The 22,669-nt window shown below is 41.7% G+C and carries 13 protein-coding genes; 2 read left to right on the top strand and 11 right to left on the bottom strand.

Annotated elements, in window-relative coordinates:
- Window positions 1-24: 24 nt before the first annotated feature.
- The 8 genes from GSQ74_RS06655 to GSQ74_RS06620 form a co-directional block, all read right to left on the bottom strand.
- The gene (locus GSQ74_RS06655) at window positions 25-1,197 is read right to left on the bottom strand and encodes an exo-alpha-sialidase (protein WP_158991357.1); all 1,173 of its coding nucleotides are present in this window, start codon (window positions 1,195-1,197) and stop codon (window positions 25-27) included.
- A complete protein-coding gene (locus GSQ74_RS06650) occupies window positions 1,194-2,375 on the bottom strand; it encodes an AGE family epimerase/isomerase (RefSeq protein ID WP_158991354.1) in 1,182 nt (393 codons plus the stop codon). Before GSQ74_RS06650 ends, GSQ74_RS06655 begins: the two co-directional genes overlap by 4 nt.
- Before the next feature lies 1 nt (window position 2,376).
- A complete protein-coding gene (locus tag GSQ74_RS06645; RefSeq protein ID WP_158991352.1) occupies window positions 2,377-4,482 on the bottom strand; it encodes a GDSL-type esterase/lipase family protein in 2,106 nt (701 codons plus the stop codon).
- A gap of 47 nt (window positions 4,483-4,529) precedes the next feature.
- Entirely contained in the window at window positions 4,530-5,765 is a 1,236-nt protein-coding gene (locus tag GSQ74_RS06640) for an MFS transporter (protein ID WP_158991349.1), read from the bottom strand.
- Window positions 5,762-6,949: a kelch repeat-containing protein gene (locus GSQ74_RS06635; RefSeq protein ID WP_158991346.1), complete on the bottom strand. Its 1,188-nt coding sequence runs from the start codon at window positions 6,947-6,949 to the stop codon at window positions 5,762-5,764. The genes GSQ74_RS06640 and GSQ74_RS06635 overlap by 4 nt, the downstream gene beginning before the upstream one ends.
- A 10-nt stretch (window positions 6,950-6,959) precedes the next feature.
- On the bottom strand, window positions 6,960-7,889 hold the full coding sequence (locus tag GSQ74_RS06630) for a dihydrodipicolinate synthase family protein (protein ID WP_158991344.1): 930 nt from the start codon (window positions 7,887-7,889) through the stop codon (window positions 6,960-6,962).
- 140 nt (window positions 7,890-8,029) lie between these two features.
- The gene (gene nanU / locus GSQ74_RS06625) at window positions 8,030-9,589 is read right to left on the bottom strand and encodes a SusD family outer membrane lipoprotein NanU (RefSeq protein WP_158991341.1); all 1,560 of its coding nucleotides are present in this window, start codon (window positions 9,587-9,589) and stop codon (window positions 8,030-8,032) included.
- A 17-nt stretch (window positions 9,590-9,606) separates the two neighbouring features.
- Window positions 9,607-12,957, bottom strand: a complete 3,351-nt coding sequence (locus GSQ74_RS06620; RefSeq protein WP_158991338.1) for a TonB-dependent receptor — start codon at window positions 12,955-12,957, stop codon at window positions 9,607-9,609.
- 294 nt (window positions 12,958-13,251) lie between these two features.
- Between GSQ74_RS06620 and GSQ74_RS06615 the strand changes: the two genes are divergently transcribed.
- The gene (locus GSQ74_RS06615; protein ID WP_158991335.1) at window positions 13,252-13,959 is read left to right on the top strand and encodes a FadR/GntR family transcriptional regulator; all 708 of its coding nucleotides are present in this window, start codon (window positions 13,252-13,254) and stop codon (window positions 13,957-13,959) included.
- 8 nt (window positions 13,960-13,967) lie between these two features.
- On the opposite strand, the gene GSQ74_RS06610 is transcribed toward GSQ74_RS06615, so the two are convergent.
- The 3 genes from GSQ74_RS06610 to GSQ74_RS06600 all read right to left on the bottom strand — a co-directional run bounded on the left by GSQ74_RS06610 (window position 13,968) and on the right by GSQ74_RS06600 (window position 20,627).
- Window positions 13,968-16,568: a family 20 glycosylhydrolase gene (locus GSQ74_RS06610; protein WP_158991333.1), complete on the bottom strand. Its 2,601-nt coding sequence runs from the start codon at window positions 16,566-16,568 to the stop codon at window positions 13,968-13,970.
- Window positions 16,569-16,935: 367 nt separating this feature from the next.
- A complete protein-coding gene (locus GSQ74_RS06605) occupies window positions 16,936-18,231 on the bottom strand; it encodes a DUF3472 domain-containing protein (protein ID WP_158991331.1) in 1,296 nt (431 codons plus the stop codon).
- 74 nt (window positions 18,232-18,305) lie between these two features.
- The gene (locus GSQ74_RS06600) at window positions 18,306-20,627 is read right to left on the bottom strand and encodes a glycoside hydrolase family 20 protein (RefSeq protein ID WP_158991329.1); all 2,322 of its coding nucleotides are present in this window, start codon (window positions 20,625-20,627) and stop codon (window positions 18,306-18,308) included.
- Between the two features lie 185 nt (window positions 20,628-20,812).
- On the opposite strand from GSQ74_RS06600, the gene GSQ74_RS06595 reads away from it, so the two are divergent.
- On the top strand, window positions 20,813-22,663 hold the full coding sequence (locus GSQ74_RS06595; protein WP_158991327.1) for a beta-galactosidase: 1,851 nt from the start codon (window positions 20,813-20,815) through the stop codon (window positions 22,661-22,663).
- The last annotated feature ends 6 nt before the right edge of the window (window positions 22,664-22,669 follow it).

The following is a 22,669-nucleotide window of genomic DNA, read 5'->3' as shown; positions in this document are numbered from 1 at the left end:
GTCGCAGGTGCAATATTTTGCCACTTATTTTTTCCAGTCGATTATAGTAAAAATTAACTGTTTATAATCATCCTTCTCATAAAACACACCAATCTCGTTAGCCGATAATTTAACTAAATCGGAGTAGCCGGTATAATCACCCTTATAGCCATCCGGAGATTTTGCAATAACCTCGCTAAAAGGCCATGTCTTACCCTCGTTATAACTGATGCGCAAGGTAAGGTTATCCCTGCTGGTGGTATCGGCATTATTACAAAAAGCCAATATGCTTTTCCCATGTTTTTGGCCTATGTTGAGTATACTGCCCTGGCAAACAGGGTCGGGAAGCTGCCGATCGAAATAAGTGGTATCCCAGTTTTTACCCCCATTTTTGCTTATAGCCACTATTCTCGCTTTTACATTACCCAGCTGGTTGCGCGCATTAAGCATCACACGGGAATCAGAAAGCTCGGTTGCCATTACTTCATTGCCACCAGGCATAGGGACATCATCACTTATTTTAAATGTTTTGCCATGATCATCAGTGTAGTATCCGAACGCTCTTCCATCCGCATATCTTTTTTGCGGGGCACCGGCAGAATGATTGGCAGCAACATAAATGCGGTTTTTATATCTCCCTGCCACTAATTGTATGGCATGCCCGGGTGTATTGGCATAACTGCGCCAGTCCTCTACAAAATTATAGTCTTTATTAAAACTTGGCTGTTTAGGTTTATGTACCTGCAAAGTAATATTGACCGCGTCCGACCAGCTTTTACCATTGTCAACAGATGTTTTATACCATACTTCCCTAACGCCCAAACCCCTACGCAGCTTTGCTTCCGATACGTTTCCGGTATTGTAAAACAGAAATATACGTCCTTTGGGATAAGCCGGATCCGACATATCAACAACCGGGGCTGAATTATCTGTTTGAAGCGTATCATTTGACGCAACCACCTGTAAACCACTCCATGTTTTACCATTATCTTCACTACGTTTAAGTACCACTTTAACGTTTCCAAAATCACCTGCACCGTTTACTCTTCCCTCACAAAAGGCAAGCAGGTCGCCATTAGGAGCTTTGATTATAGCCGGGATACGAAATGTTTTATAACCTTCCGTCCCGGAAACAAAAACAGGCACACCCGTTGTCTGTGCCTGTACAATCGTAATACCTGTTATACAAAACAGCAGATAAATTAATAATGATCTCATTTTTTATAATTTTTTAAGATTTCAAGGCAATACCATTCCTGCCGAGGCAAATGAAAAGGGCCCTTAAATAGGTTACCTTTTGCAGTTTGCGCAATGCTGCCATCGCGATGCAGGTAGCCGAACCACTCCCCATGTTCCTTATCATGAAAATGACTATAAGCATAATCATGCACCAGTTTGTGCCATTCCGCGTACTTTTCATCTCCGGTCATGGTATATGCCAATAAGGTGGCAATGATCACTTCATTATGAGGCCACCAAAACTTCATATCCTGCCAGTATTCCTGTACGGGCTTGTTGTACACATCTCGGTAATACAAAATACCACCATGGTCTTTATCCCAGCCACGTTCCCACATATAATCAAGCATCTGGCAACCCAGCGCGATCAGATGCGGATCATTGTTCCGGTATTTCGCCTCATGCAAAATAAACCAGGCACCCTCTATAGCATGCCCCGGGTTAAGCGTACGGCCATCAATATGGTCTATTATACTTCCATCGGGAGCAACCTGTTCCATCACACACCTGATGTCATGTTTTATAAAATCGGTTTCAATTTCCTTTATCCATTGGCTGATATATTCATCGCACCTGGGGTCACCAATGGTTTCCCTTAATTGCTGCGCGGTGTTGATCATGATCATCGGTACGCCAATACCCTTAGCCGGGCGCGTTGAAGTAAACTTCGGCGGCAACAAACCGGGTATCGTTGCATAGTCTATACATTTACCAAACAGGTATCGTGCTTTCTCGGCAGCAGCTTCATCGCCGGAGGCCTTAGCATATGCAGCCATTGCGATAACGGCAAATGTTTCAGAAAAATAATAACGGCGTTTGCGTATCGGGCTTCCATCACGGGTTACGTGAAAGAACATCTGGCCATCGGTATCAAAACAATGTTGATTCAAAAAATCTATACCGACTTTGGCACCTTCCAGCCATTCTTGCTTAGGAGCTACGGTATTATAAAGCGTTGCTAATAACCAGGCGGCACGACCCTGTATCCAAACCGCCTTATCATCATCAATCAGACTGCCATCACGGTCACGCATCAGCAAATACCCACCAAACTCCGTGTCAATCGACCTCGGGAACCAAAAGGGTACTGTATCATTTAATAATTGATCCTGATAAAAATCAGCTAGTCTTTCCAAGTCATGTGTTGTATAACTCATCTTATTCAAATTTTTTATTATCGTGAAGGGGAAGGATAAATGTAGATGCCGGCAAACCTGAATTATTTACCAGGTTAGCATGTGTATAAGGCTGCATGCCATAAAACACCGTTTTTATCTTTTCGCCCGAGGGGATTCTTAGCCATACCTGGTTATTTTTTATGGCTGCGCTCACAGGCAAACGCTCGCCCTTTTCATTTACCAATTCAAAGCCGATTAATGATTTACCGTCATTGGTGGCCAGTTTATTGTTAAAAGTGATCATGACAGCGTTGTTCTTTTGAACCATTGAAACTACTGCCGGTCCATCGGCTATTACTGGCTCATGATAAGTATAGCGCCGGACCAGCAAGGCCAGCCGGTCAGCAACTACCGCTTTTCGCTTGTAATGCACATTTAACGAGTCGCCCATATCCATACTTACAGCCATATGTACCCCCGGGATTTGCTGCTGCATTTTGTTTTCCATATCCCTAAATGCAGGCCAGGACGGACGATTTATACCGGATAACTGAACAAAGTAAAAAGGAAGCTGATAACCCCATTTTTGCCGCCAGCTGCCAACCATTGTTTTAAACAAAAGGCGGTACAGATCCGGTTGGTCAGCATCGCTTTCGCCCTGATACCAGATAACGCCGCTAACCGGAAAATTAACCAGGTTGGCTATACCTGCTTCATAATTATAACAGGGGTCATAAGGATGGCGCTGGCCGAAAGCAGTCGCATTTTTTAAATTAACGTCGGCACGATCCCGGCACCATTTCATCAAAAAGTCTGATTTTCTCCAGTTACTCAGCATATCAACCAAAATGGGATCATGCTCCATCGTATAACGATCGATCCACGAATCAATAGGTGAGCCGCCTACGGCTATTTCGATAATTCCTATTGGAACATGCTCCGATGAATTTATTTTTTTCGCGAAATAATAGCCAATCGCAGAAAAATCTTTTGCAGAAAGCGCGCTGGCTGTTTTCCATGATCCGGAAAAGTATGCCAGTTTATTAATCTTAGTTAAGGCAGTGCTGTCCCAAACAACCGCATCCGGCTGTCTAAGCACCTCCATATTGCATAGCCTGATCATTTTGCTATCAGCGGCTTTTTGAATTTCGGATTGCCCATCAGCCTCCTGATTAAGTGGAAATGCCATATTAGACTGGCCTGAACATATCCACACATCGCCGATCAATATATTTTTGAGGGTAATAACGGAATCGTGATCTTTTATAGTCAGGTTAAACGGCCCTCCGGCATGCATAGCGGGCAGCATAACCTTCCAGTAGCCATCCATATCAGCTGTAGCCGTCCATTTATGTTGTTGAAAGTATACCTGGAGTAAGTCTCCGGCGTTGGCCCTTCCGGTGAGTGGTATTTGCGTATTTCTTTGCAACACCATGTTATCACTAAATGTAGCCGGGATTTCCAGACTGCCATGATAGCCGATGATGGCATCAGAAATAGTAGATGCTAGTATTGATGCTCCTTCCTTATCCGGGTGAATATTATCTGCAAACAGGTTCGGGCGTGCATATAGTGGTGAATGTAAATCGATCAGCCCAACATGGTTTACACGTGCAATCTCGGGAATAAGGTTTTGTATTTTCCAGTACCAATCCCTGGTTCCTGATTTAAAACGGGGATGACCACTGAATATAGGCGTTAGCCTGCATATGTATATTTTAACGGCAGGGTTTGCTTTCCTGAATTGAGCAATTAGCCAGGCATAATCTGCTTCAAAATCATCATGATAATCCGGCCAATCTCTGGGGTCTGTATCATTTAAGCCGAGATGTATAATGGCAATGTCGGGAGCAAAGGAGGTAGCTGCCTCAAATTCGGGTGTTTTATAATAGGGGTTATGGCCTTTTTTCAATAGTGTAGCACCACTGTGACCAAAATTTCTTACATCATAATTGCTACCTAATAATGCCTGCAGCTGTACCGGATAACATTCTTGTTCCCTGTGCTGAAGGCCATAGCCATAAGTAACCGAGTTGCCAACACAAGCAACTTTAATCGCCTTTTTTTGAGCAAAAAGGGACAAACTCATAAACAAAAGTGTGGTTAGTATTATCGGTGTTATCTTTTGTTTATTGTTCAATCTCATGATTTATATTATTTATTATTTAATAAAAGCGCCCGCTAAGCAACGGATTATACAGCATCTTTTTCTCCGGGACGCAAAAAGTATAGTTGAGCTGCTAAGGCCAGCAATACAATGCCAGCCAGCATCGCGAAATCTTTACCGAGGTTTCCGGCATCTGATGATTTACCCAGCAGACCGGTAATTATCGCACCGGCAAACACCCCTGTCATATTCATAATTCCATACGCAGTGCCCCGGTAACGGGATGCTACAAACTGGCACAGGATGGGCATATTGTTCGCGTCGAATATGCCGTAGCCCAATCCAAAACAAACTGCTGCACCGGCAACGGCATAGAAAGTATGTCCAAAGCCCATCAATAATAAGGCTGGTATGGTCAACCCCAAACCGATTACGCTGGTATAAATACGGCCTTTCGCATTTTTTTGAACCCATCTATCTGACAAAATTCCGCCAAATATCACCCCAATAAATGAAGACGCGGCAATGGCTATTGTTGAAACCGGGCCTGCCTTGGCCATAGGTATATTTAAGTTTTGCGCGAAGAGCGTAGGTAACCAGTTTTTACAGGCCCAACCGGGAACACTTGCAACCGCGAAGTAAAAAACAATGACCCAAAAGGAGATATTGGCAAACAAAATTGCCAAACCTTTAACCGTTGGTAATTTGTCGGAGGAGATGGGAAGATCCTCCAATATTTTTTCTGCCTGAGTTTTTTTCCCTCTTAAGAACAAGATCAATACCAGGGAATAGATCATACCTGTTAGCCCAAAATAGTGAAAAGTAGTTTGCCAGGAATATGCCGCGGCCGCGGTAGCACCAAAGCCGCCTAATGCTTGCCCGGCGTAAAACCCGGTCATATGGATGCCTATAGCGAGGGAACGGGTCTTGGACGAGTGAAAATCCGCGATTAATGATAACCCGGCAGGAATATACAGGGCTTCACTCACCCCCATTATAGCTCTAAGCCAATAAACCTGATTATAGGTGGTAGCATAACCCATACTGAAGGTAACTCCCGACCAAACAAATAAGCTTAAAATTATCAGCCATTTACGATTGAACTTATCGGCTATAAAACCAGAAACCGGGCTCATACAACCATATACCCATAGGAAAATAGCCATCAGGTAACCGAAATTAGTTGCCGAGTTCAATTCAGCTATATTTAGCTGCATGGTCGGTTTCATAACGGCCAGCATTTGTCGGTCCATGTAATTCAACAGGGCCACTACCCAAAGTAACCCAACTAAAACCCAGGGATAATTTTTCTCGTTGATCATTTTGCGTTATAAAACTCACCCATTGTTATGGCCGCGGTACGAGTGCCCGGCTTTATTTCACCACATGGAATAAAAATTTCGTTATCCCATTTTACGGCTGTTGTTGTAACCTGGCCGTAAAAGGGTAAGCTACCCATTAGTTCCCAGGTGTTTTTTAGTGTATTATAAATATACACATCCTTGCTAAATCCGGGGTGATGATTTAACAGCTGTAATTTTTCATTTTGTAATTGTTTTTTTTCAACATCATTACGGGCATGGCTGATCCAGTTATTAAATACCTCTATCTGGTGAAAAATTTTGCCTTTATCTCCGCCGATAAGAATAATATCATGATCACCTTCTGCAACAGCGGTGCCTGCCGACATGGTAGTTGTCGTATTACCATCGCCAACCGGGGCTAGCCTGATCCATTTATTTTCCTGCGGATCATAACAAAAGGTATTATTATGCAATGTACTTATACCTGCTGGTGTACTGCTACGGCCTCCAATTATATAAATGCAGGGATACTTACCATTTGACTGCGTAACGACAACAGAATGCGACATCGCTATCGGCATTGGCGGCAAGGTTTCCCATTGCTTTATTGCCGCACCCAGGTTTAATTTGAAGCATTTATTGCTTGGTATGCCCCTGCTTTCTCCTCCAAATAAATAAATCACATTTCCTATACTTATCATACAGGCATTTGCCAGCGGAACAGGCAACGAGGGTAGGTTTTGAAAACTAACATCCTGTTGTTTTTTGTCCCACTTCATCAAGAACACTTCCGAGCTGCAATCGGAAGTTTCTGTTTCACCACCCGCGCATACTACCCCTGCCGCTATTGAAGTACTTGCGCCATATGCGACTTTCCTTGCTAAATGTTTTGTTTTAGGACTTAGCCATGTAAATCCATTTTCTCCATGTTTTTCCAGGACGTATATATCGTCGTAATGTATTTTTTTTCCGCCCTGCCATGGCTTTGCCCCATCTGCAAAATTTGAACCTCCTGCAACCAATAACACATCATTACTAACCCCTGTAAAAACACCGGCCAGGCCTAATTGCTTATTACTATTAATGGTTGGCAATTGTGTAGGTTGCGACCATGTTATATGTTTTGTATTATTCTGGGCGATGTCTTTTAAGGAGAATAGCATTATGTATATAGTAAAGAAAAGTGCAATAATGATTTTCACTTCTATTGTTTTATTGTTTCATGCTCGATTTAAACCCGTTAAATCCCAGTGCTTGAACATCGGCTGTAAAGTGCTTAAATTGTTCACTATCCATATTCTTTACCGGTAGTCTAAACTCTCCGCAATCTACTTCAACAAGTTTCATATAAGCCTTGCCAACAGAGATGCCGCCGTATTTTCCAAGCAGCCTTATCATATCGATAGATTTTTGCTGAAGTGCCCGGGCCTTTGTTAAATCATTTTGATTAAATGCCGTGATCATTTCCAGATAAAGAGATGGAGCATAATTAAAGGTACTACCAACAGCGCCTTTTGCACCTAATACCAGGGCCGATAGCATATTTTCATCTCTTCCCCAAAGCATATCATATTTGCCATTCTTAAAGCTCATGCAGCTCTGAAAGTCCATAAAATCCTCGTGGGTATATTTAATTCCTGCAAAGTTATTCAGTTTACCGTCCAGCGCTTCAAGCATGCTCAACATCGCAAAGTTAGCCCCAGTTAATACAGGTATATGATAATAATAAAAAGGCATATCCGGAACTGTTTCTGCAATTTCCAGGCACATTTTGGCTAAAACATCAACAGTAGCCGGTTTAAAATAAGAGGGTGATGTAAACGATACACCATACAAATTCAAGAATTGGGCATGTTTGGCCAATTCTTTACAATCACTAATACTATTGCCGCCTAATAAGGTCATTACCTTAAAGTTAGTGTCATTTACCGTAGCCGAAGCCCAGGCCTCAGCAACTTGCATTTTTTCGTTGGTAGTTAGGGAAACACCTTCTCCGGTAGATCCACAAATGAAAGCGCCGGTTACGCCATTATGTTTTAAAAACCGATAATAATCAGGTATAATAGCAGTATTCAGTTGCCCGTTTTTATCCATCGGCGTAAAAGGAGCAGCTATTAATCCTTGTAAATGTTCAAATTTCATAACTAGTTGTTTTATTAATGCTTTAATAGCCGGGCACGTGGTTAAATTTTCTTTAGATACCGGGGCCACCACTCCCCGGTATTTCTAAAGTCTCTATTAAACCAAACTAATCCCCTACCCTAAAGCAGAGTTTCTTTATATTAAAATGATGAATAACCAGGTGTTTGCTTTAACAATGGATCGTTTACCAACGTTTGCTTATCAATCGGCCATAATAAAGCGTATGCATTTGCCACCGTCAATGCGGTATGTTCGTACACATAGCTATCACCCATGCTTCTTAAATCATACCATCTTTTTCCTTCAAAAATAAATTCAAAGAAACGCTCCTGTAAAATTGCCTCTCTGGGGTTGGCATCTACAGCCTGGTTAGGGTAGCTCATTGTGGCCGCATCATAATTTGCTCCATATGCCCTTGACCTTACCATATTAATCTCAGTAGCCGGGCTTTCGCCCAGGTAAACTTCGGCAGTCGCTTTCAATAAAAGCAAATCAGCATAACGGTATATTGGAAAGTCATTTGTGATCGATCTTACCCCTGCATTTTGTTCGCCCGCGTATTTATCAACAAAACAGCCGGCCATTTTATATGCTCCGCTTACTTTGGTATAACATGGTTGTATGGTAGCCAGCCTCCTGCTGTCAAGAGGATTAAACTGCCTGAAAGTGGATATTTTTATAGGGGCCCGCAGCAAGCCACCCCAGTTATCGGTAGTTGCGTTAAACTGGCGGTTTTGTATTGAATCATAATAAGCAATTATCAGGTTATTTTGTGGCACAAAGGAGCTTTGCACCCAAGCCATTGCATATTCATTAAGTGTATTGTGGATCGCGAATATGATCTCATTATTACCCCTGTTTGTAGTAGCAAAAACGCTTGAATAAGATGGCAATAGTGCTAAAGAAGGAACATTAGTCTGAATGGTGTTTAACGCAGTCAACGCAGTTGTGGCATCAGCGGTGCTGGAATTATGACTGCTTGTCCATAAATAAACTTCGGCCTTAAGCATTAACGTAGCTGATAATGACCAGTATCCTTTTGAATTCATAAACGCGTAATTTGTACCAAAGCTGGCTACCGACTGATCTATATCTGATTTAATAAGCGTCATTACACTTGCCGCAGGCGACTGCGTCTGATTCAGGTTATTGATGTTAACCACAATAGGTGTAGTAGTTATAATAGCATCGCCCCAACTGCGGTAGATTTGGAAATAATAGAAAGCGCGCATGCCATAACATATACCTAGGTAATAACTTTTATTTGCTGGTGTAACAACGGTTGTAGTATTTAAATTGGCTATCATAGTATTGATTTGGCCAATGTTAAAATAAAAGTTATTCGCTGTGGATACACTAGGAGGGAAACCATAATTATTTACGCCTGCAGTATTCAGATCTAGCGTTTCCTCCCACATTTTTTCCAATCCCTGTGTAGCTTCACCAGTAAATGCTGTGCTCGACCCGGGGTCAGTTCCAAATATATCTGCACGCATTTCACCTAAGCGCTGAAAACTTTCAGTCTGGGCACGAAAGACGCTGTGAATACCCGCAATATAAGCATCAAACTGCGTGGCTGTTTTAAAGTAAGTACTATTACTTATCTGGCTCACTGGCGACAGGTTTAGATCCTTGCGACAGGAAGGTATCAGGGTTAGTACACCCAATCCCGATAACAATATGATTATATATTTTTTCATTGTTAATTGATTAATAGTTATAAAGAAACTGAAACGCCTAATACATAAGTACGCGGTGTAGGGTAGGTACCCTGATAAATGCCATTAATAGTAGTGGCGCCAGTAGCCGGTGAGCCGGGGGTAGCTGCTGCGCCGGCAGTAACAGGTGCTTCAGGATCAGGACCGCTGAAACTTTTTACATAAAAGAGATTTTCACCACTTACAAATATTCGTGCGGATTTAAACACATGGCTTTTTGCCAGCAGCGCCTTAGGAAAATTGTAGGACAGGCTGATCTCACGGCAGGCCATATAATTGCCACTTTGATAAAATTCTGAATTCTCACCGTCCAAATTCGCGTTTCCATTATTGCCTCTTGTGTAATTAGCACCTGAACCTACCACCTGATCGGCATAAGTTACCCGTGGAATCATTGTATTGGTGTTGGTTGGTGACCAGGAATTGGTCATTTCACTTATCATATTAAACGTTCCCTGGTATTGGCCTAATGACCTGGCTTCAAAATCATTATAAATTACATTCCCTAATGAAAAATCGAACCGGGTATATAACGAGAATCCTTTATAAGAAGCATTAAAATTATATCCGCCTGTCCAATCAGGGAATATGTTGCCCAGGTAAACCTGATCGCGTGAGTCAATGATGCCATCATGATTCACGTCTTCCCAGTTTACATCGCCTGGTACAATATGCCCACCCGGCCCGGCAGGAAGGTTTGGCCCGGTAACGCCTCCAATTTCATCGTTGCGGTTTCCTGCTATAGCTTTTATTTGCGCCTCATTCTGGAAAATGCCAAGCTCTTTATAACCATATACCTGGCCTAGCGGCTGACCCTGCTGTATACCTTCTACATTTATCAACTTGCCGGTTTTAGGGTCAAATACCTGTGTGGTACCTACCCCATTATTGGGTTGGCCATTATTAGGTAGTTTCAGGACTTTATTTTTATCATAAGATGCGGTCGCGCCAAAATCAAGCCTGAATCCGTTAGGGCTGTTAATCAGATTAGCCTTTAATGTAAATTCAATGCCTTTGTTCTGGTAGGTGCCATCGTTTGTTAAAATACTTGAAAAGCCTACATCAGTTGGCAAAGTCAGGTTTGTAAGTAGATTGCTGTTAATCTTATCATAATAGTCCACAATTAAACTTATGCGGTCATGCAAAAAGCCCAAATCGATCCCCACGTCCTTAGTGGTACTGGTTTCCCATTGTAAGTTAGGATCGGGAAGTTGTGTGGCGGTAATAGCGCCATTCCCATTATATTGAGGATATGTAGTTGTTGCGTTATAGGTGCCCTGATAAAGGTAGGGGTTGTTTTGTAAGGACCCTACATTACCGTTTGCGCCATAACTAATACGGGGCTTAATAGTAGATATTATTTTACTGATGCCTGAGTTTTGAAAGAAATCTTCTTTTGCTATGTTCCATCCGGCAGACATGCCCGGGAAATAACCAATCCTATTTTGAGCAGCAAATGCTGACACACCATCTTCCCTCAATACCGCAGTAAACAAGTATTTTTGATCATAATCATAATTGAACCTTGCAAAACTGGATATAATCCTGAAATCTGTTTTGACACTGGTATTATTACCGGCTGCAAATAGCGTAGATGCGTTTGCAGTTGGTATATTATCAGTAGGCGCATTTGTTCCATAAACCTCATCACCAAAAGTTGATATATCATAATACTCACCTCCTGCTAATAAGTTGAAATTATTTTTCCCAAATGATTTAGTATAATTTAAAGTACCATCATAGGTCTGTGTGAATGTCCTGTTATAAATTGTAGTTGAAGGCCGTGTTACGTTTCCACCCTGTGGGGTAGTGAACATCTGCGCTAAAGTTTGCGTTTCCTCAGTAAAGTTTTGTATCAGGTTTTGGTAATAATAACCGCTGCCCGATACTTTGAAAGATAAGCCAGGAATTATAGTCCAGTTAACAGCTGCATTGGCTACAATATTATCAACCTCATTACTGTTTATTTCATGCTGCAGATAATATAATGGGTTACCGTCTGAGGCTGAATTCCCGGGATCAGGAACTGTATTAGCCGCATTTAGCCATGGGTTAAACGTTGGCTGTAACGATAAAGTCCGGTAAAATGTACTTAAATCGCTGGCTACAGGGCCTGCATTTTGTGAATCGGAGAAAGTAACACCGCTGGTTATTTCAACATTAGGCTTTACTTTATACGAACCGTTGAAATTTCCTGTATACCGCTTGTAGTCAGAACCGATAACAACTCCGGGCTCATGATAATAATCAAGGCTCGAGTAATAAGTACCCTTATCATTTCCTCCAGACGCGCTAAGGTAATGGTCTTCAGTTTGGGTATTTCTGAATACCATATCCTGAATTTCTTTTTCATTATCCTTGAAAATAATTTGCGTACCTGGATCAGCAGGATCATTCATTAGCTGCCATCCTTGTTTTAATAGATATTGATTAGATGGGGTTGATTCCTGTATGTCGTATTGTGCCAGCGCGGTAGGGGTTGTGCTTAACCCATACCCAGCGGAAGAGTTGATTGCCGCTAACGAACGTCCTGAATTTAAACTGCCTAACCGGCCGTAATAAATATATTGCTGCGCATCCAGAAACTGGTAACCTTGCCTATTCTGATTAAAGCCTGTAGTATATTTATAATTTATATCAGATGATCCCTGCTTACCCTTTTTTAAGGTAATAAGTATAACACCATTGCTTGCTCTTGAACCATAAATGGCTGTTGCCGCAGCATCTTTCAAAACATCGATAGAAGCAATATCTTCTTCAGCTATATCATTATATGACCTCACCACTCCATCCACAATGATAAGTGGTTGCTGTGGACTACTGATAGAAGCGCCCCCGCGCAGGGTAATTAATGGTGCCGCCCCCGGCTGACCTGTCTGGCTGATCACTTGCAAACCGGATACCGTTCCCTGTAATGCCGTTGCCACGTTAGAGCGAGGCTGCGTAGCTAAAACTTGCTGATCAAGCTTAGCCACAGCACTTGTTACCGTTTCTCTTGATTGTGTACCGTAACCAACAACCAAAACTTCATTTAAATTTTTAGTTTCCGGCACCAGGGATACGTTAATAGCACCTTGAGTTTTAACCTTTACTTCTGTTGGTGAATACCCAACAAATCTAAATACCAACACATCTCCACTTGCAGCTTTAATGCTGAATGCCCCGTTTACATCAGTTTGAGTACCATTAGTGGTCCCCTTTACTGCAACAGTCACCCCCGGTAGGGGACCGTGATCATCCGAAGCAATTACCTGCCCGGTGATTTTGATGTTTTGGGCCTGAACTACGGAACAGAGAAGCATCCCCATTACCAATAACCACGCCCGGTAGTAAGTAAAATTTAGTTTCATAATTTTTAGTTTTTAGTTTGCATTATGTCATACATAATGCAAGTATAAAAATTACAATTATTAATTCCAAGTAATTAAATCATAAATTTTAGTGCCTGAATTACTGAGTGTTAGATGTACACTTTAGAAAAAACAAGAAAAAAGGCCCATATTAGGCAATGGAGACATATTATAAAAAAAATAAATTTTTAATTTATTATGTCTGACATAAAACTTTTTTGTGAAATTGTTTAAGTTTGTGAAAACTTATCCTTTATTTACGGCTAAAAGGTCGTAAGGCTTATTACTGAATTTATGAAATCGATCAATCTTATTGAAAGTCTGCGTAATGTTGATACAAGCTCTCTTGTTGACAAGGTAGAGAAAAATTTAATAGAACTTTTTATAGAAAAAGAATTTAAAGTGGGTGATACTATTCCTACCGAGCTCGAGCTAAAAGAAGCCATGGGGGTAAGCAGGACCGTTATCAGGGAAGCATTACTCCGGTTAAGGATGATCGGCCTTATAGATTCAAAGAAACGCCGGGGTGCCGTTATTACCAGCCCGGACCTGACGGCTGTTTTACAAAAAAGCATGAACCCGCAGATGCTGGATGACAATACGCTACGGGAAATTTTCGAGATGAGGTTATCGCTTGAGATCGGAATGGCCGACTTTATTATACAGCGTGTTACGCCGGAGGATATTGTCGAATTGAAGGCCATTGTAAAGACTGAACCTAAGAAGGCGCAAGCGCATTTATTCCAGATTGAACAGGAAATCAAATTTCACGCAAAACTGTATGACATTACGGGTAATGAAACACTGAAGAACTTCCAGAAAATGCTATTGCCCATATTTCACTATGTACACCAAAGCGGGCTGCTCAAAAAACAAATTGTTTTAAAACAGTTTGTTTCACATGCCGGCCTTATTGAACTTATCGAAAAGGGGTCTGCTGAAAAACTGAGGAACGGGATACGCAATCACCTGGAAAATCACTTTTCGCGTTTGTTTGAATAACTGCCCAGCTAATTAGTTGAATAAGTGAACTGATCATCGCTGATGAAATTTTGACCTGATGGTTTAACAAAAACCGCGGTAAACATCCATTTTACCGGGTTTTCCCAATTACCTGAACGGAAGCTGCCCACGGGTAGTTTAATCAGCAGCTGATTCCACCCCTGATGCATATGTACGGCGGTTGGTACACGGTATTCATAGCCTTCATCCATAAGCGGGCTTTCTATATTTCCTTTCTCTCCGGCATGCGCCCAATGAGGGGGAGGAATTAGTTCGCCGTTTATCCAGATCTCGCTGCTGCGGTTATCCCATGTATTTAATTCGGGTGTTGATGTTGGTACAGACCGGGATATATTATAAAATCCTATCCACATTAAAGCACTGGTATCGCGGTTACTCCAAACATTCGCAACAGCGTAGTAAGTCGTACTATCAGCAGGCTTAGTCAATACGCCTCTCACTTCAGGATACCAGAAATGCCTTAATATAATTGTCCCCCCGGTAACCGGTAAATATTTTTGCTTTCCTGGTCGAAAGCTTTTTTTTTCAGGAGCGAATTTAGTCGTCAAAACACCTTTATTGGCATATGGCCCGTAAAGTTTCCATTTAATACCTGATTGCTTTATATAAGGAAAAGGCGTATCAGCAAAATATTGCTTTTGCTGATCAATGAGCCGGTTTTCAAAAGCTGAAAAAGTAGCGCTATCTATAATACCGGTGTGCCAGCCATCAGTGCCGCCCCCCCTCCAACTTCTTTCCGCAAAAGTTAACATGGCAGGATACACGGGGTTCATCGTCAGTATATCCTCTTGTTTTATTACATTTCGGTCGGGCCATAAGCATAATATGCCGCCTAATTTTTTTACGCTTCCACTATCGCAATCATTAATCTTACGATTAAAAATACTGATCACACTTTCGAGCGGATCCATGTGATTGATATACAGGTTACGTGAATCAATATAGCTGATCCGAGGATCAACAGGACCGTCTTTTACCCATAGTTGGCGTATAGTAGCCGTATCCAGGTTACCCCCGGGCGACCATGCGATAGTTTGTTTACCTTGTTCGTGGACGAATTGTATAACTGCCGGTAAGAAGTTTTTATTGGTTATTTTCACCTCATCGCCACCTATATTTAAATAGGGGATGTTGTATTCATCACAAACCTCTTTCAGGATATTTTTTACGATCAGCATACCCGAATCACTTTGCATATCGCAATGAAAAGCGCGCCTGAAAGCGGCGCTATGCCCCGGCATATCAATTTCCGGTATCAGGGTAATATATCTTTCCTTACAGAATTTAATGAGGTCCTTTAACTCATCAACCGTATAAAAAGCTCCTTTATTGCGTTCCATGTTATCCGCCTGTGTCAGTTGCGGGTATTGTTTTATCTGTAAACGCCAGGCAATATCTTCGGTCAGGTGCAAATGAAAAACATTAAGTTTATATCTTGCCATCACCTCGATCTGCTGTTTAAGCATATCCACAGATTCAAAATTACGGCCGACGTCCACCATGTAACCCCGCCAATTGAAAGCAGGATAATCTGTGATAGCAACGCCATCTATAACACTATTATCCCGCATCAGCTGTGCAAGTGTTTGAACAGCATTAAAACAATCATGCCGTGTGCCCGCCACTATACTAACGCGATTGCTGTTTACCTGAAACTGGTAAGCTTCTTCATTTACTCCGTGAGTAAGCACATTTTGACGCTCCAGTATGATTTGAGGTTCACCATTGTTGAGTACGTGGTCAGAAATTTTGGCGATTAGTCCTTTTTGCAGCATCAGCTGTTGCAGGCCGACTGCTACACTTCTAAACATCGTATCCGTTACCACTATATAGTGGCATCTGTAAAGCGGGAAGAGATCATTTGTCCAGTTAATTGACCGGGGCAACGGAACAATAGATGGTCGGGCTTGCAGATCGTATACATAGGGATAGATCAGGTGTTTCCACAACATATAGCCTCTGCCCTTTTCATGCAAACCATCATTGGTAAAAGCCGTATCCAGTTGCTGCTGAGCATTAGTAAACGAGGGGTATAGGTTAATAAATGTATATTGATGATCAGCGGCTCCTTTTTCAAGCAGCAGGTCCACCTGCTTTATCTGCTCTTCCTTATTAACATGGCTGGGGAATTTATTAAAAGTATTGTTAACCGGTAGGATGCTCTGTACGTATAGTCGCGTATCGGGCGATTCCCGGTGTATCCTATCGGCGATCAGAAAAATGTTCTTTGCAACGCTATCCGGAGCGCGGCCTGCGGCAAGATCATTAACGCCAATAAGCAAAAATATTTTCGACGGCTTACGGCTGGTAACTTCATCAAGCCGGTTTAAAACACCTGCAGTTACATCACCGCTGATCCCCCTATTTTTTATCGTTTGATCACTAAATAATTCACCCCATTCACTTCCGTTGGTTATGCTGTTCCCCTGGAATATAATATCATTTTTTGTTTCCGGAAGCACCCTGAAAAGTGAAGACCGTTGCTGATAAAATGTCGGAAAAGATTGATCATACTTACCTTCCGGTTTAATCTGTCCAAAGGCATAACCACTTACCGTTAACAATACCAAAACAATAATTCGTTTCATTTTCGCTTATAACTTAAATAAGATTAGACGCCGTCATCCAAGTCACACATATTTTGAAAGCGGAGTAATCACGCCCGGATAACCGGCAGTGAAAGTAGTAATAGGAACTGACAGTCGCTTATTTGGAGCCCAGATTTCACCAGACAAACGTTTGCATAGCGCCATTTAGAAGCTGTTTAAAATGATAAAGTATCGTCATTGCGAGGAACGAAGCAATCTATATACTTTACAGAGCTACTCTATAGATTCAGCACCTTTCTAATCGTCTTGCCTATGTAGAGATTGCTTCGTTCCTCGCAATGACGCTTTGTTTTTGTGTTTATATAGAAAACATTCAATCATTTTTAAACAGCGTCTAAGATGAACATTATTTTGCAGGTAATCCGAAAACCTGCGGTTGATGACCGTTAGCTTTCCGGACAAAAGTTTGATTAAGGATTGTAAACTTGTTAAAAAAGCCACCATTCTTTAAATAAAATGCCCCTCCGTTCAATCCGCCGCCATAATCTTTTCGGTATTTCATTTTTGCGGTAGCATCGCCTGTAAAGGTCGCTTTTGTCAGTTCTTGCCAATTGCCGTTCCGGTCACCAATCCACTGATTATTAAAAAAGGCCATCCTCGTCTTATCCCCTTGCTCAGGAATAAAATTTTCAACAAAGGAATACAGATTTGTTAAGCCGGTAACCGTTTGCGGCCGACTGAATCTTGCAACCAAATACCATTTATTTAGGTTGATATCTTTAAAATAAGCTGTAAAGATGGTCGATTTATGTATTGTATCAGGTTCTGCACTTAATAAAAAAGCATAGGTGCTGCCAGCTACCCACGGATAGATCATGTAGCTTTGTCCTCCCGATCCCTCATTGCCAAATTCCCCGATATGAGTTTGGCTTCCTTTTTTTATCAACTTAATACGCATACTATCAGGAATGCTTTTGGGATCCTCCGTATTGAAAGGGCTCCAAACAGAAAATAATATCCTCCGCTCAATTGTTGAATTAACCTGCATCCCAAAATATCCCTGACCAAACCCATCAGCCTGAAAATAGGATCCTATAACATCCATCCCGACGGGAACAGTCACCTCATTATAAAACCAACGGACCGTATTAAACTTTTTAGGTATACCATATCGTAGATGCACAGAGGGCCCCCGCCTGCCATAGTGAAAAGAACTCCCTGTTGCTACATAGCTAATTCCCGTATCGGCCCTAGCCGCGTGTATGATCAGATCTGACACATCAGCATAAACCTCCCCTGTTTTACTAATACCTTTAAGTTCAACCGTAAGATAACCGGGATCGCTCACAAAAAAGCCTCCTATTTTCACGGTATCATACGCCGTGTTAGCTACCTGTTTAATAAAAGTTCTGTTCCCAACCTTTATTTGGATGGTGCTTTTCCCTTGGGGTACACGTAACCGTAAGGCAACAGCAAGATTTTGCTTAACTGAAACCTTAAAATAAATTTTGCATACAGACTGTTGTTCTTTCCAGTTCATCAAACCGGCATCCACTATTGTTGCTGGGGCATTTACCCAGGCATTGCCTCCCAATGGAATAACAATATTGGGCTTTATCTGCAAAGTATCAGCAGCAAAAACCCTTGTATCAATCAACAGCATGCAACCGATAAACTGGCAAATGATTATTAGTTTTCTCATAGTTTATAATTAACGCCGCACAAATGTTTGTCCTGATGTTTTAGATAATTACTGCTGATAGCTTGATTGTCCTATTACTCAACTTTAACCTCATCAACAAAAAGCCACGCTTGATTTCCTTCTCCCGGAGAACCTTTTGGAATAAGCCCATCGCATTTTGCAACTATCTTTACGTATCTCGCGCTTATATGCCCTAATCCTGTCTTTAAAATATGGGATCCATCTTTGGTTGTTTGCAGGTCGGCCAGCCTTGCTACTTCTTTAAAATCTACCCCATTATCCGAAACCGATATACTTACCCATTGCGGCATATAAACCCAATCTGATGGTTTATTAAAAAACCTCGTTGTGATGGTATCCATATATTGCGATGTACCCAAATCAATTGTTCCGTCAAAATCCTGTCCGTCCCAACCCAGCCATTCGCCGTCATTAAACCTGCTATCGCTTCCCAAAATTCCATTATTCCAGGCATGTTCGCCACCTTTATTGTAGGACTTACTCGGTGGAGTTACTAATGTGGATGGATGCCCTGTACCCTTATTTATGGTAAATGCTTTGTTCACCTCGTCAACCAGTATACCATTATAAATTACACCAGCATTTATTTCAGCATCTTTAGTTATGGTGATAGGGCCTGTATATTTAAATGAATTAACCGTTGGATGGGAACCATCTGTGGTATAATACACATCATAACCCTTCGGAATGCCTGCTAGCTGTGCCTTCACCAACTTTGTTACCGAATCAACTGAAGTAGTCATTTGAATGTCGAACATATGGCGTGAATAGTTGACGTGATAGTAATCCAACCTTTTGATATAAGACAAAAGCCTGCTCAAAAATTGATCATAAGGTTGTTTATTGGTAGTCCATGCTACTTCGGCCAGTGCTATAGCCCTCGGGAAATACATATATTCAGCATGCTCAGGCGTTGGTACAGATTCCGTCCATAGATTACCCTGGGTTCCGATTATTAACTTTGCCTGTTCTGGCGTTAAACCATCCGGCACTGGATGATAACCATAAACAGTGGCAAGGGTAGTTAAACCCTCAAATGCAGGAGGTTCTGAGCTATCGGCAGACTGATAATGATCAAAATAACAATAGTCGCCTGGTGTCATTATTACCTGGTGGCCTAATTTTGCAGCATCAATACCGCCCTGTTCTCCGCGCCAGCTCATAACGGTCGCGTTGGGTGCTAAGCCGCCCTCTAAAATCTCATCCCAGCCAATAATCCTTCTTCCTTTTTGGTTGACAAATTTTTCAATCCTTTTTATAAAATAGCTTTGCAGTTCATCTACGGAATTTAGATGTTCATCTTTCATCCGTTGAAGGCATATCGGGCATTTGCGCCAATTTTCCTTAGATGCTTCGTCTCCGGCTATATGGATATATTTAGATGGAAAAACATCCATCACCTCGGTTAGTATATCAGTCAGGAAAATAAAGGTCGAATCCTTGGTACAAAATTCATTCTGTATTTGCGATGGATATGGGAATGCCTTGCCTGTACTATCTAAACAAGCAAATTGGGGATAAGCGGCAAGCGCAGCCTCTGCATGAGCAGGCATTTCAATTTCCGGAATAATGGTAATAAATTTAGATTGCGCGTAAGCAACCAGCTTGCGTAACTGATCCTGTGTATAAAAGCCGCCGTAAAGCGTATCATTCGGTCGTGACGCATAATCATAGGTGGTGTTGAAAGCCGTTCCTTTACGGTAAGCGCCAATTTGTGTAAGTTTTGGATACTTCTTACTCTCAAAGCGCCAGCCCTGGCTATCTGTTAAATGCAAATGCAGGGTATTCATTTTTTGCATAGCCATCAGGTCAACCATTTTTTCCAGGAAACTGTATGGCATAAAGTGTCGCGCCACATCAAGCATTAAACCACGGTAAGCAAATGCCGGAGCATCATCAATTATAACTGCCTGAGCTTTCCATTGTACATTTTTCACCAGCGTTGGGCTCTCTATTTCTGTTGGGAGTAATTGTAATAATGATTGAACAGCGTAAAATACCCCCGTAGGTGTTCCGGCTTCAATCTTAATACTACTCGGGCTGATTTCCAGATGATAACCTTCCGGTTGTTTTATGTTATCCGTTAGCCTTACAAGAATATCATGGCTACGTAATTTGCCGGTAGTTTTCAGTTTGATGCCGCCAGCTTTTTGAAATTTTAGAATCAGCGGACTAATAGCTACAGCCAGTTCTTTATCCTGATGATTATAAATAATGCGCGTGGCCTTGGTTATAACAAACTCCCCGGGCATAACCTTAACAGCATTGGGATACGGAATAATATTTATAGTTTGACTAAAAGCAGTTTGGAAAAAGCTGATGACAAGCAGTAGAATAATCAGGGTAAGAATCCGTTTTGATAAATTTACAATCACTTTAATACAAATTAGATTAAGATACCGCAAGTTAGCAATTAGCCTATAATGACCCGTAAATTCGAGTTATTAACCCTACGCAAACGTTTGTGTTTAACTGTAGCAGCTATTTTGTGGTTAATGAGCATAAAATAGTTAATTTCGTTTGTATAAAATTACTTACTACTAACACTGCTAAAATTAATATGAATAAAAGAGTTGTTTGCCTGCTATTATGTTGTTTACTTGCTTCAAAAGCCTTTAGCCAGGTGAAGCATACTTTTGAAGTTAGTGATGGCGCGTTTAAATACGACGGAAAAACCATCCAGATACATTCAGGGGAAATGCATTTTGCACGTGTGCCTGCACCTTACTGGCGTCATCGGTTAAAAATGATGCGGGCCATGGGCCTTAATGCTGTTGCCACCTATATATTTTGGAATTACCAGGAAACAGCACCCGGCGTTTGGGACTTTAAGACAGGCAATCATAACATCAGGGAGTTTATAAAAATTGCCCAGGAGGAAGGTTTAATGGTTATACTCAGACCGGGGCCATATGCCTGCGCCGAGTGGGAATTTGGAGGCTACCCGTGGTGGCTTCTGAAAAACAAGGATCTGGTGATCAGAAGTAATAACCGGCAATTTCTTGATTCATGCAAGGTATATATAAATAAACTGGCTGATCAGGTCAGGGATCTTCAAATCACACATGGTGGACCCGTGATTATGGTACAGGCAGAAAATGAATTTGGATCATATGTAATCCAGCGAAAGGATATTTCCTTAGCGGATCATAAAGCTTACAGCGCTGCAATAAAAAAACTATTGATCGAGGCAGGAATAGATGTCCCTTTATATACATCAGATGGCAGCAACGCGTTTGAAGGGGGGGCCATTACCGGCACACTGCCCACCGCTAATGGCGAAACAGATATACAACGGTTAAAAAAATCGGTTAACCAATACCACGGTGGCAAGGGCCCTTATATGGTTGCCGAATACTATCCCGGCTGGCTGGACCACTGGGGCGAAAAATTTGAAAAAGTCACGACAGAAGGTGTGGTTAAAGATTTAGAAGCTTACTTAAAAGACAGTGTATCGTTTAATCTGTATATGGTACATGGCGGCACTAACTTTGGTTTTACAAGTGGTGCAAATTACAGCAAAGAACATCAGTTGCAACCCGACCTAACCAGTTACGACTATGATGCACCTATTTCAGAATCCGGCTGGGTAACGCCTAAATTTACAGCCATACGTAACTTATTAAAAAAATATGTGAGTTATCCTGTTCCTGCTATTCCTGAACAAATTCCCGTTATACAAATCCCACCGGTTAAATTAACGGCAACTGTGAACTTACTGAATTTAGTAAACCATATGACACCTGTGGTGGCTGATACCCCTGAAACATTTGAAAGCCTTAACCAAGGGACCGGGTATATTTTATACAGCCGTAAATTTAGCCAACCAATAAATGGCTCGTTGGATATTGAGGGATTAAGGGACTACGCTACCATCTATGTAAATGGACAAAAAGTGGCTGAACTTAATCGCCAGCAAAATAAATTTACCTGCGACATCAATATTCCGGCTAACGCGCGCCTTGATATTTTAGTTGAGAACATGGGCCGCATTAACTATGGCAGCGAAATTATCCATAACTCAAAAGGAATTATAAGCCCGGTTGTAATTAATGGCAAAAACATCACCGGAAACTGGAAAATGTACAAATTCCCTATGAGCAAAACGCCGGTTCTGAGCCATAGCGCTATAAACATTAAAGGAAACCCGACAATTTATCAGGGTAGATTTAAGTTAGCGGCCATTGGGGATACATTTTTGGATATGCACACCTGGGGAAAAGGTATTGTATTTGTAAATGGACACAATCTTGGGAGATACTGGAACATCGGCCCTCAGCAAACACTTTATTTACCCTGCTGCTGGTTAAAAAAGGGCAACAATGTAATTACTGTTTTTGAACAGCAAAATGATAATCCACAACACGAAATTGTGACGGTTAAAGCACCGGTACTTGATGAATTGCGTTAAATAATT

The organism is Mucilaginibacter sp. L196 (genome assembly GCF_009765905.1).
GTDB lineage: Bacteria > Bacteroidota > Bacteroidia > Sphingobacteriales > Sphingobacteriaceae > Mucilaginibacter.
The sequence above is the reverse complement of the archived record's forward strand: the minus strand, read 5'-3'. Positions and strand labels throughout refer to the sequence as shown.

Coding starts and splice junctions, on each gene's coding strand:
- GSQ74_RS06650 (WP_158991354.1), bottom strand. CDS start 2,375: ATGAGTTATACAACACATGACTTGGAAAGACTAGCTGATTTTTATCAG.
- GSQ74_RS06605 (WP_158991331.1), bottom strand. CDS start 18,231: ATGAGAAAACTAATAATCATTTGCCAGTTTATCGGTTGCATGCTGTTG.
- GSQ74_RS06615 (WP_158991335.1), top strand. CDS start 13,252: ATGAAATCGATCAATCTTATTGAAAGTCTGCGTAATGTTGATACAAGC.
- nanU (WP_158991341.1), bottom strand. CDS start 9,589: ATGAAAAAATATATAATCATATTGTTATCGGGATTGGGTGTACTAACC.
- GSQ74_RS06630 (WP_158991344.1), bottom strand. CDS start 7,889: ATGAAATTTGAACATTTACAAGGATTAATAGCTGCTCCTTTTACGCCG.
- GSQ74_RS06645 (WP_158991352.1), bottom strand. CDS start 4,482: ATGAGATTGAACAATAAACAAAAGATAACACCGATAATACTAACCACA.
- GSQ74_RS06610 (WP_158991333.1), bottom strand. CDS start 16,568: ATGAAACGAATTATTGTTTTGGTATTGTTAACGGTAAGTGGTTATGCC.
- GSQ74_RS06595 (WP_158991327.1), top strand. CDS start 20,813: ATGAATAAAAGAGTTGTTTGCCTGCTATTATGTTGTTTACTTGCTTCA.
- GSQ74_RS06640 (WP_158991349.1), bottom strand. CDS start 5,765: ATGATCAACGAGAAAAATTATCCCTGGGTTTTAGTTGGGTTACTTTGG.
- GSQ74_RS06655 (WP_158991357.1), bottom strand. CDS start 1,197: ATGAGATCATTATTAATTTATCTGCTGTTTTGTATAACAGGTATTACG.
- GSQ74_RS06620 (WP_158991338.1), bottom strand. CDS start 12,957: ATGAAACTAAATTTTACTTACTACCGGGCGTGGTTATTGGTAATGGGG.